Genomic DNA, 9,975 nt, shown 5'->3' with positions numbered 1-9,975 from the left:
ACGATCTCAACATCCATCCCAGATGTATAACAGATCAAAGCCAATCAGGAAAGGTGGACGCAGCCCGGACGCTTACGCAGTTCTTCCAGTTCCTGCTGAAAAAATTGCGGCCCTTCATTAACACGCTTTTTTGGCTTCATCGTTTGACCAGCTTTTAGGCATTCAGGGCTCGTTACTGGTCGATAGGGTGACTGACTTGGAGAGGCATGTCACTGATAATCAATGCGATGGGATGATTTTAAGGGGCGACTAGGATACAGTGGAGCAGTCGAGGTTAATCGAAGGGGCCTACAGAGACTTGCCAGTTTTAGGGGACCACCTTGATCACAAAAAATAATCATACGCCAAGTGTGCGAGGCTCCTCACATCCAACCGATTCTACACTATAGACACCTTCTCTTATTGATTTATTTAATTGCTCAAGGTACTCGGGAAATACTCCAAGAAATTTTTCCTCATCTGTAATTATTCGTCTAGCAACCGCTTCAATTTCTTTGGTGGATAATTTTGATTTTTTATCGATCGAGCTCACATTCTTTTTGTTCAGTCTGTAAATTTTTTCAGCCTTAGAAGCACTTACTCCCACTTCTTTTAAAAATAGACAGAGATTATCCCTCAATGCTTCTTGATGCAAAAATGTGACGCGGGGAATAACATCCGCCAAGCTTTTCCCACTAAGGATTCCAGCGGCAGCAGCATCAGGATCTTCCGAGAAAAAGACCAAAAACATGCGCGTGTAGCTTCCAATTGCTCTGGCCTCTGGCACGCTAATTTTATCCTCATTGGCGTTAGGGTGGTTAACCAGATCATAAAATTCTGGAAACGAAATATCTGGAAATTTAGGAAAATCCTGAACCACTAGATCCAAAGAATAAGGAGGATGATTTTTCCACCAACCATATACATAGCTAGATATATATTTATGGATAGGGTTACGCACAATGCTAACAATTCGTTTCCCTCGATCTTCTATCGGAATTTGCCGATAAACTCCGTGTTGATCCCGGTATGATGAATCATAATTTCCGTATAGCTTGGGAAATTGAAGCTCTCGCAGTGACGTTCGAATACAAAACTTCTGCATTAAGCGATTTAGTCGTATGCACTTAACACCATAGGCGAGAGCGATTGCCGAGCGTGTGAACGTCGTCCCGGTTTTCGGGTAGTTTATTAAAACAAAATCTTCAGTAATTGTCATTTTTTACCAACGTGAATTTGAACGACATTATCCAACACCCTATACATAAGCTGTCTGCAATGACTTTTCGCGTCAAGACTGCAAGGGCGCTTCGACTGGCCAACCAGAGGATGCAGCAGCAAAACGGACACAGTGTAAGGGCACTTCGATTTACCTCCCCCCCCCACAAACACCTTGCCTACCTTTCAATGATTGAGTAATCTCATACCATGCAGGTTAATCGAAGTGCCCATAATGATTCATCACTACAAACAATAGGCCAAGAAGTCGCTGAGGTATTGGCCTGACCTTGCCGTGAAGACGTGGCCAGTGTCATTTTAGCTTTGCCATTAGCAAACGACGCTTCTGCAATCGCGGTCATGGAACTGATCGACGGCAACGCGATATCTCAAGAAATTCTGGATGAACTCAAGGCCGAGCTCACGCAGCTCGATGGCCCGAAGCCCGGCGTGGCTTTTGTCCGTGTGGGTGAAGACCCGGCCTCCGTGTTCTACGTGAACAAGAAGCAGAAAGTCGCGGCGCAAATCGGCATCGAGAGCACGCTGCATGTTCAGCCCGAGAGCATCACGCAGGACGAGCTCCTGGCCGTGATCGACCAGCTCAACGCCGATCCCGCCGTACACGGCATTCTCGTGCAGGCGCCCCTGCCCTCCCACATCGAGGAGCGTGTCATTTTCAACCGCGTGTCACCAGACAAGGACGTCGACGGCTTTAATGTCATCAACATCGGCAAACTCGTCCAGGAAGACCCGACCGCTTTCGTGGCCTGCACACCGGCTGGCGTCATCGAGCTGCTCAAGCGCAGCGGCGTCGCCACCAGCGGCAAGCGCGTGGTCGTCGTCGGTCGCAGCTTGATCGTCGGCAAGCCCGCCGCCCTGCTGCTCATGATGAAGGCTGAGTTCGGCAACGCCACAGTGACCGTCGCCCACTCGCGCACGGCGAACCTCGCGGAAGTCGTTTCCGAGGCAGACATCGTCATCGCCGCCATGGGCAAGGCCTGCTTCATCACCGCCGACATGGTCAAGGAAGGCGCCGTCGTGATCGACGTGGGCATCAACCGCGTGGACGACGCCACCAAGAAGAAAGGCTACCGCATCGCCGGTGACGTGGATTTCGAAAAGGTTTCGCCCAAGTGCGACAAGATTACGCCCGTACCGGGCGGAGTCGGCCCGATGACGGTTGCGATGCTGATGAAAAACACGGTCGCAGCATACCGTCGCTCGCTCGAGGCCCAGGCCTAAATCATGGCGGACCGCAACCCCGCGCAGCCTCCACCGCTGCCCAAGCAACCTCAGTTGCCGGTGATTCTCGTCGCCGGGCGAGGAAAGCGCGCCCTATCAGCAGTGCTCGACCTGACCGTCATTCTGCTGCTGACGATGTTCTTGGTTACGAAAATCTTCTGGCCCAAGCTGTACCCTGAGGCTGGCCCTAGCTACGTCAGCTGGATGAAGGAAAATCAGGTGATTGCCGAAAAGTGGCAAGAAAACGGCCAAACATTTCTGCCACAGTACACCAATCCACCACTCGCAGTCCAAGAAGGGCGAGCCTTCGGACAGGCGCTTTGTGGCATGATTGTCTGGGTGTATTTCTTTTTCAGCGAGGTATTCATGCGTGGTGGTTCGTTGGGTAAGTCCGTGTTTGGCTTTCGTGTGATCAGTCTTAGACATGGTGGGCCACCAATGCCGCTAGAGGCCGGGGTCCGCGCTAGCATCAAAGCGTCATGCTTTCTATTTCCGCCGCTAGTGTTGGTCAACTTTTTCGTCATGATGTTTCACCGCCAACGGCAAGCCCTCCACGATATGCCAGCCGCGACACTCGTGGTGGCTGCTCCAGCGGTGCTAATGGTCCCGAAATCGCGCATGAATGCTGATTAATTTAACTTGCGGCCCACTGGCGACGATATATGTTGGCGATCTATTGCAAATTTGAGTAATACCACCCCCGAACAAGCCCGTTAAACAAACTGCGCAGTGCCTCCTGAATCCAACAAACAGCTCATCCTCGTCGTTGACGACCAGCCCATCAACATCAAGCTGCTTCAACGAAAACTGGAACGCGAGGGATACGAGGTCCTCACCGCCTACAATGGCCAAGAGTGCCTCAATATCGTCGCCAAGCGTAAGCCGGACTTGATTCTGCTGGACGTTATGATGCCCGAAATGGACGGCATTGAGACCTGCGAAAAACTCAAGGAAAACGAAGACACGGAAACCATCCCCGTCATCTTCATCACCGCCAAATCCTCCAAGGAGGGCAAACTCGAGGGCCTCGGCGTTGGCGCAGTGGACTACATCACCAAGCCGATCGACCTCGAAGAGACGCTGGCCCGCGTAAAAACGCAACTACGCATTCAGGAAATTTACCGCGAAAATATCGAGCTGCAGACGCAACTGGGCGAAATCCGCCGCAGTGCCGCCGTGGGTGCCATCACTCAGGGCATCGCGCACAATTTGAACAACCTGCTTGGCGTGGTCGTGGGCTACCTTGATCTACTCCGCAACGGCTACGACAGCCCGGATATGGTCAAACGCAGCGTCTCTCTGATGGATCAGGCGATTCAGCGAATGGTAAATATCATTCGCCACTTGAGCTCCATTGCCACCAGCGAACGCGTTCAAATTTTCCCGCTCGAAATCAAGCTCCTCATCGATGGCGCACTGGAACGCTTCCACGACGAATTCGAAGTGGAAAACTCGATTCCGGTTGAATACTCGTTGCCCGAAAACTTTAAGTTGGAAGCCAACCGCGACGTCTTTGAGAGCGTGCTATTAAAGCTTCTTGTCAACTCCTGGGAAGCCTATCACAAGGGCACCGAAGACGAGGAAAAGTACATTGGCCTAAAGATTGGACTTTCGGATGACGCCAAGTCACTTCTGGTCAAAGTCATTGACCAAGGAAGTGGCATTCCGTCCGACATCCACGACCACATCTTCGATCCGTTCATCACCTCGAAAACCTCCGTTGGCCGCGGCCTGGGCCTGACAATGGCCAGACACTCCATGCGCAATCTCCAAGGCGACCTCGAGGTCGTCAATCGCGCAGATGCCGGCGTTGTCGCCACCATGATACACCCTGTCAAACAACCCAAGGTAGAACCGACTGTTTCCGGCAGCCCCCCAGCACACAAGCCGCATGGCTCCTCTTTGATTTCCAAGCCATCGAGTAACATCCCAAGCGGCGTTTCCCGGCATGATTAAAGTAGCTTTTATCGGAGCTGGTCGCATGGCCTCAGCCATGGTTCGCGGACTGCTGAAAACTGGTCATTTCACTCCCAGCGAAATCGGCTGCACTTGTGGTGACGATCCCTCCGGCCCCACCTTGGCGGCCAGCACCGACATCGTTTTTGAGCCAGATGTGGAGAAGCTACTCAGTGGATCAGACATTATTGTCCTTGCTTGCAAACCACAACAGTTCAACGAGCTGGACGCCGCCATTACGGAGCTTGCCAATGGTCAACTGGTTATCTCAATCCTTGCTGGCACCACGCTGGAGCGCATCAATGCGCGCTTCGGAACCGCCCGCAACCGCGTCCGCGCAATGCCCAACACCCCGGGTGCCATTGGCGCTGGCATCAGCGCCTACGCCAGCGACCAACCTTTGACCGAAGCCGACAGCGAAGTCGTGCAGCTCATACTTGGTGCCCTGGGCGAAGTCGTCTGCGTGCCCGAAGAGCAGATTGACGCCGTTACAGCCGTCAGCGGCAGCGGCCCGGCATACGTTTTCGAATTCACGGCTGCGATGGCTGAAGCAGGCGTCGCTGCGGGACTTCCGCCACAAATTGCCGCCAAGCTCGCACGCCAAACCGTGATCGGTTCCGGCCTGCTGATGCAAGCGGTTGAAGAGACCCCGGAAGAGTTGCGCAAGCAGGTGACCTCGCCCAATGGCACCACTCAAGCGGCGCTGGAACAGTTTACCGAAGACAAGCTGCGTGACATCGTGCGCCATGCCATCATGGCCGCCAAGCAGCGCTCCATCGAACTCGCCCAAGGCTAGTTGCGTGGCATTGGCTTTCATCGGATTGGGCAGCAATCTCGGCGATCGCGCCGCAGCCCTTCAATTTGCTGTCGACGCCTTTCGCGAAACTAAGGGCGTCGAATCCGTGCGCTGCTCAACATTTTACGAAACCACGCCCGTTGGCCCAGTCCCACAAGGTGATTTCCTCAACGCTGTCGCTGCCGTTGAAACATCGCTATCACCAGTGACATTGCTGACGCTTGGACAGTCCATCGAGCAGCACGCGGGCCGTAAGCGCGACATTCACTGGGGACCACGCACGTTGGATGTCGACCTGCTCGCCTACGACAGGCTGAAGCTGTCCACGAAAGCACTGACCTTGCCACATCCCGAGGCTTACCACCGCGCATTTGTCCTCGCGCCTTGGGCTGAGCTTGCCCCTAACTTTTTGTTAAATGGCAAAGCGGTCGCGGAATGGCTTGCTGAAGTTGGTAATCAAGGCATACGTAAGTTTGACTGCGGATAACTGCGGGCACAGGCTTGACTAATGGCCACACTCGAACCCAACAGCTTGACGCCCAACGAGGCGTTCGCCCGCCTTCGTCGCGAGCGGGGCTGCTGCTGGTTGGACAGTGGACTTGGCACAGGAAATCTCCAACGTTACTCAGTACTCGCCGCTCGCCCTAGCCTGACATTTCGCGCCTGGGGACCACAGCTTGAGCGCATCGACGCCCAAGGTATCAGCACGTGGTCGATGGGTGATAGCCTCGCCGAGCTCGAAGCTGAAATCAAAGCACGCGCCAGCGATTCCCCTTTTGCCGGTGGCGCAATAGGCAGTTTCGGTTACGAATTTGGGCGAAAACTAGCGGGGCAAACAGATCCCAAAGGCCGCGCCCAACATTGGCCCGATTTCCAATTTCAATTCTACTCAGCGGTCTACGTCTACAACCATGAAAACGAAATCGCATCGCTGCGCGCGGTTGACGACAAGCAGGGCCAAACTGAGCTGCTCGCCTTGCGTCGCATGCTCATGCTCCCCCCGGGCCAGGACGGCCCAGTCTTCGCCGGGCAAGACTTCACCGCTAATCGCAGCCAGGAAGACTATTGTCGCGCTGTGGATTTGATCCGTGATCACATCGCTGCTGGTGACATCTACCAAGCCAACCTCGCACAATTCTTTTCGACGACTTTTCAGGGTGATCCAGCCACACTCTTCAATCGACTGCGCCGTTTCAATCCTGCGCCCTACAGTGCTTATCTCGACTTCGGGGCACGGCAGATTCTAAGCAGCTCGCCGGAACTGTTTCTTCGGGTCGATGATGGAAAAATCATTACCCGCCCAATTAAGGGCACCCGTCCACGCGGCGCCACCGAAGCGGAAGACGACACTTGTCGCCGTGCCCTGCTCGCCAGCTCCAAAGAACGCGCCGAGCTGCTGATGATCGTCGATATGGAGCGCAACGACTTGGGTCGCATCGCGGAGTATGGCAGCGTGCGCGTCAACGAGCTCTACCACCTGGAAAGCTATGCCACAGTTCACCACCTGATCGGTGAAGTCGAGGCAACCTTGCGGCCCGATGTGACCTTGTCCGAACTGCTGCGCGCAACGTTCCCTGGCGGCTCGATCACCGGCGCACCGAAGCTAAAGGCGATGGAGATCATTGCCAAGCTGGAGCCCTCCCCACGAGACATCTTTTGCGGCTCACTCGGCTGGCTGGGCTTCAATGGCGACATCGAGCTAAACATCGCCATCCGCACGATCACCTGCCAAGAGCAGCGCGCGGACTTCGGCGTGGGCGCGGGCATTGTCTGGGACTCCAAGCCCGAGGCCGAATACGAAGAAACCCTCCATAAAGCCAAAGCGCTCTTTGCTGCTTTAAAAAACCAATAAAGAACTTTGCGGAAAATCCATCAAATATTAACTTTAAAGAATGCAAATTGTTTTCAACGGCGAGTTCATTGAGCACGATCAGGCAAAAATTGGCATCTTCGAGCCCGCCGTGCTCTACGGGCTGGGCTGCTTTTCCACATTGCGCCTGCACGTCGGCAAGCCGCGGTTTTTCGACGAGCATTGGAAGCGTTTTTCGCAGAATGCCGCCGAGATCGGGCTGACGCTCAAACTCGATCCAGAGCAAATACGCGCGCAGATCATCGAGCTGGCTGACAAAAACGAAGTTACCGAAGGATCGATTCGTTTCTCCTGTCACGAGCGCCACGAAGGCGTGGACTTCACCATCTTCGTGACTCAGCCCCGCCGCGTCGACCCGCCAGCAACCTACCGTGTTACACTCAGTGATTGCCCTCATCCGGGCGCGAGTCCGCTGTCCGGAGTCAAACACAACAACTACGCGCTATTTCGCGCGGCGCACCTGCAAGCCCGCGCCGCAGAGTGGGACGAATGCCTACTCGTCAATGCACTGGGAGAAGTTGTCGAAGGCGGCATCAGCAACTTTTTCTGGGTCGATGAAGATCAATGCCTGTTTACGCCTCCGCTGTCTAGCGGTGCCCTGCCCGGCGTGATTCGCGGTAAGGTGCTGGAGCTCTTCCCGGCGATCCGCGAACTCGCGCCCCAAGCCGAGCAATTGAAACAAGCGAGCGAAATCTTCATCACAAATTCGTCATTTGAAATCAAGCCGGTGCACGAGCTCAATGGGCGCCCCCTCGCGGCGCCTGGTGAGATAACTGCCAAGGTCATTAACGCTTTCCAAGAAGCCTTTCCCGATTGCCGCCCTCCATTCATATTTCAGTAGAAATACCTTAACGGAGCTATTGTTTCATGGCCCTGAGGGGACATTTTGAGGGTGAAACTACCGTAGTCTTAGAATGGTCAGCTCGGAGAAAACACAAGCGTTCAATGGCAATCTCAGAATAGACTCAAAGAAGCCATCCGGTTGGTAAACGCATTTCATGTTGCAATTGCCGAGGTGATTCGGCAGTTTGAATCATTCAATAAGGAATGGTTTTTCGGAACCATACCCGCTGCTGTGAATCTAAACGACCATGCCCTCGAAAGCTCCTAATACTCTGCGCCACGTAGCCATCATTATGGATGGCAATGGCCGCTGGGCGCGTCAACGTGGACTCCCACGAATTGAAGGGCATCGCCGCGGAGTGGACAACGTGCGCCAGATTATCCGTGTCGCGCGGGAGCTGGAGCTGGAGCATTTGACCCTCTTTGCCTTCTCCGTAGAGAATTGGCAGCGGCCACCGGACGAGATTGCCTCGCTGATGGACCTGCTGGAGCTCTTCCTGAAGCGCAACCTCAAGGACCTGCTCAAAAACGAAGTCCGCCTGAACGTCATTGGCCGCCCGGAAGAGCTGCCCGAGCGGGTGCAAAAGCCGCTCCAGAAGGCGCTCGACGAGACGGCCCACTTCACCGAACGCCAGCTCAACGTGGCGCTCAACTACGGCTCCCGCACCGAAGTGCTCGACGCCGTGCGCGCCTACGCCGAGGCCGTCGTGGCGGGCAAGGAAGAGCCCGGCAACCTCGACTGGCCGCACTTCGAAAAGTATCTTTACACCGCTGGCGTGCCCGACCCCGACCTGCTGATCCGCACCTCGGGCGAAAGCCGCATTTCCAATTTCCTCCTCATGCAGTGCGCCTACTCGGAACTCTACTTTAGCCCTGTGTTCTGGCCGGAATTCGGTCGCGAACACTTTATCGAGGCCGTCGAGTCTTATCAGCAACGCGAACGCCGTTTCGGTAAGACCGGCGAACAGGTGCAACAGCCTTCGGACCACGCAGTCGCTAATTCGTGAAGGACCGCATTCTCAGCACCGTAGGCCTGTGGCTCGGAATTATTCTGACCTTGGTCATCTTTAAGAATTTCGGCGGGCTCATCCTGCTTGCCGCGGTTACGGCCCTCGCCCAATACGAGCTCTACAACCTGCTCGAAGTCGGCGGCAAGGCGCGCCCGCTCAAGGTCCTCGGCCTCGTGCTCGGCGTCTGTGTGATCCTCGCCTCGTATTTCCTGCCCGTCAGCGGAGCCATGGAAGCACCGGCCATCGCGCTGATGATCTTGTCGCTGTCGCTCCTGTCGGCGCCCAAGATTGGGCAGACCTTCATGCCCACCCTCTTCGGCTTGGCCTTCCTGCCCTTCCTGATGCAGTTCTACGGCTTGATGCTCGCGGAATGGGGCTCGCTAATTCTTCCCGTGTGGGTAATCGCGGTCGCGAAGTTCTCCGACGTCGGCGGTCTGCTGGTCGGCAAGAAGTTCGGCAAAAACAAGCTTGCCCCGTCTATCAGCCCCGGAAAAACCGTTGAGGGTGCCATCGGCGGCGTGCTGGCCTCAGCGCTGGTCGGCATCATCTTGTCGATTGCTTTCAAGAGCATGATCCCGTTCGACATGCCGATCTTCAAAACGATTTTCATCGGCGCAGCCATTGGCGCAGTGGCGATCATCAGCGACCTGCTGGAATCCCAACTCAAGCGCTGGGCTGGCGTCAAGGACTCCGGCGCGGTGATCCCCGGCATCGGCGGTGCCTTCGACCTGATCGACAGCCTCGTCCTCTGCGGCCCACTAGCGTTTCTGCTGTTTAAATATGTGTATTGAGCGAAGCGCCATTTAGCCTTATCTTAAAACACGTTGCTACGCTGCCTCTAGTGATTTGCCTAGCAGCCTGTCGGATTTGATGGCCTAGCTTTGCTGAAGTTGATTTGTTGCTCGGATGGATTTTGTGATAGTAAATCGGGAAACGCCTCTTTTGTTGCCGGTTGATATGCGTGATTGGGTTGCTGAGGACGAGCCGGTGCATTTCATCTTGGAGGCGGTTGATCGCGTTGACTTGAGCGCTTTCAAGGTAAAACGCACGCGAGCGGGCAA

General features: G+C 55.0%; 10 protein-coding genes. 9 read left to right on the top strand and 1 reads right to left on the bottom strand.

The genetic code is table 11. The annotated features are described in order from the left end of the window. Positions 1-337 precede the first annotated feature (337 nt). A complete protein-coding gene (locus RBB62_RS20060; protein WP_309401069.1) occupies positions 338-1,198 on the bottom strand; it encodes a hypothetical protein in 861 nt (286 codons plus the stop codon). A 359-nt stretch (positions 1,199-1,557) separates the two neighbouring features. Here RBB62_RS20060 and folD point away from each other — a divergent pair, with 359 nt between their 5' ends. The 9 genes from folD (at position 1,558) to RBB62_RS20015 (ending at position 9,705) form a co-directional block, all read left to right on the top strand. Continuing rightward, positions 1,558-2,439, top strand: coding sequence for a bifunctional methylenetetrahydrofolate dehydrogenase/methenyltetrahydrofolate cyclohydrolase FolD (gene folD / locus RBB62_RS20055; RefSeq protein WP_309401068.1), 882 nt, complete (start codon positions 1,558-1,560; stop codon positions 2,437-2,439). A 3-nt stretch (positions 2,440-2,442) separates the two neighbouring features. Beyond that, positions 2,443-3,072 (top strand): RDD family protein, encoded by a 630-nt coding sequence (locus tag RBB62_RS20050; RefSeq protein WP_309401066.1) that lies wholly within the window; start codon positions 2,443-2,445, stop codon positions 3,070-3,072. Positions 3,073-3,168: 96 nt separating this feature from the next. Next, positions 3,169-4,395, top strand: a complete 1,227-nt coding sequence (locus RBB62_RS20045; RefSeq protein ID WP_309401064.1) for a response regulator — start codon at positions 3,169-3,171, stop codon at positions 4,393-4,395. Then, positions 4,388-5,191: a pyrroline-5-carboxylate reductase gene (proC, locus tag RBB62_RS20040; protein ID WP_309401063.1), complete on the top strand. Its 804-nt coding sequence runs from the start codon at positions 4,388-4,390 to the stop codon at positions 5,189-5,191. The genes RBB62_RS20045 and proC overlap by 8 nt, the downstream gene beginning before the upstream one ends. Positions 5,192-5,195: 4 nt before the next feature. Next, positions 5,196-5,678 (top strand): 2-amino-4-hydroxy-6-hydroxymethyldihydropteridine diphosphokinase, encoded by a 483-nt coding sequence (folK, locus tag RBB62_RS20035; RefSeq protein WP_309401062.1) that lies wholly within the window; start codon positions 5,196-5,198, stop codon positions 5,676-5,678. 21 nt (positions 5,679-5,699) lie between these two features. Beyond that, a complete protein-coding gene (gene pabB, locus RBB62_RS20030; protein ID WP_309401061.1) occupies positions 5,700-7,043 on the top strand; it encodes an aminodeoxychorismate synthase component I in 1,344 nt (447 codons plus the stop codon). A 40-nt stretch (positions 7,044-7,083) separates the two neighbouring features. After that, positions 7,084-7,902 (top strand): aminotransferase class IV, encoded by an 819-nt coding sequence (locus RBB62_RS20025; RefSeq protein ID WP_309401059.1) that lies wholly within the window; start codon positions 7,084-7,086, stop codon positions 7,900-7,902. A gap of 250 nt (positions 7,903-8,152) precedes the next feature. Then, positions 8,153-8,911 carry an undecaprenyl pyrophosphate synthase gene (uppS, locus tag RBB62_RS20020; protein WP_309401057.1) on the top strand — a complete coding sequence of 253 codons (759 nt, stop codon included), beginning with the start codon at positions 8,153-8,155 and terminating at the stop codon, positions 8,909-8,911. Continuing rightward, positions 8,908-9,705, top strand: coding sequence for a phosphatidate cytidylyltransferase (locus RBB62_RS20015; protein ID WP_309401056.1), 798 nt, complete (start codon positions 8,908-8,910; stop codon positions 9,703-9,705). Before uppS ends, RBB62_RS20015 begins: the two co-directional genes overlap by 4 nt. Positions 9,706-9,975: the final 270 nt, after the last annotated feature.

It is taken from the genome of Cerasicoccus maritimus (genome assembly GCA_031296935.1).
In the GTDB taxonomy this organism is placed as follows: Bacteria; Verrucomicrobiota; Verrucomicrobiia; order Opitutales; family Cerasicoccaceae; genus Cerasicoccus; species Cerasicoccus maritimus.
The sequence above is the reverse complement of the archived record's forward strand: the minus strand, read 5'-3'. Positions and strand labels throughout refer to the sequence as shown.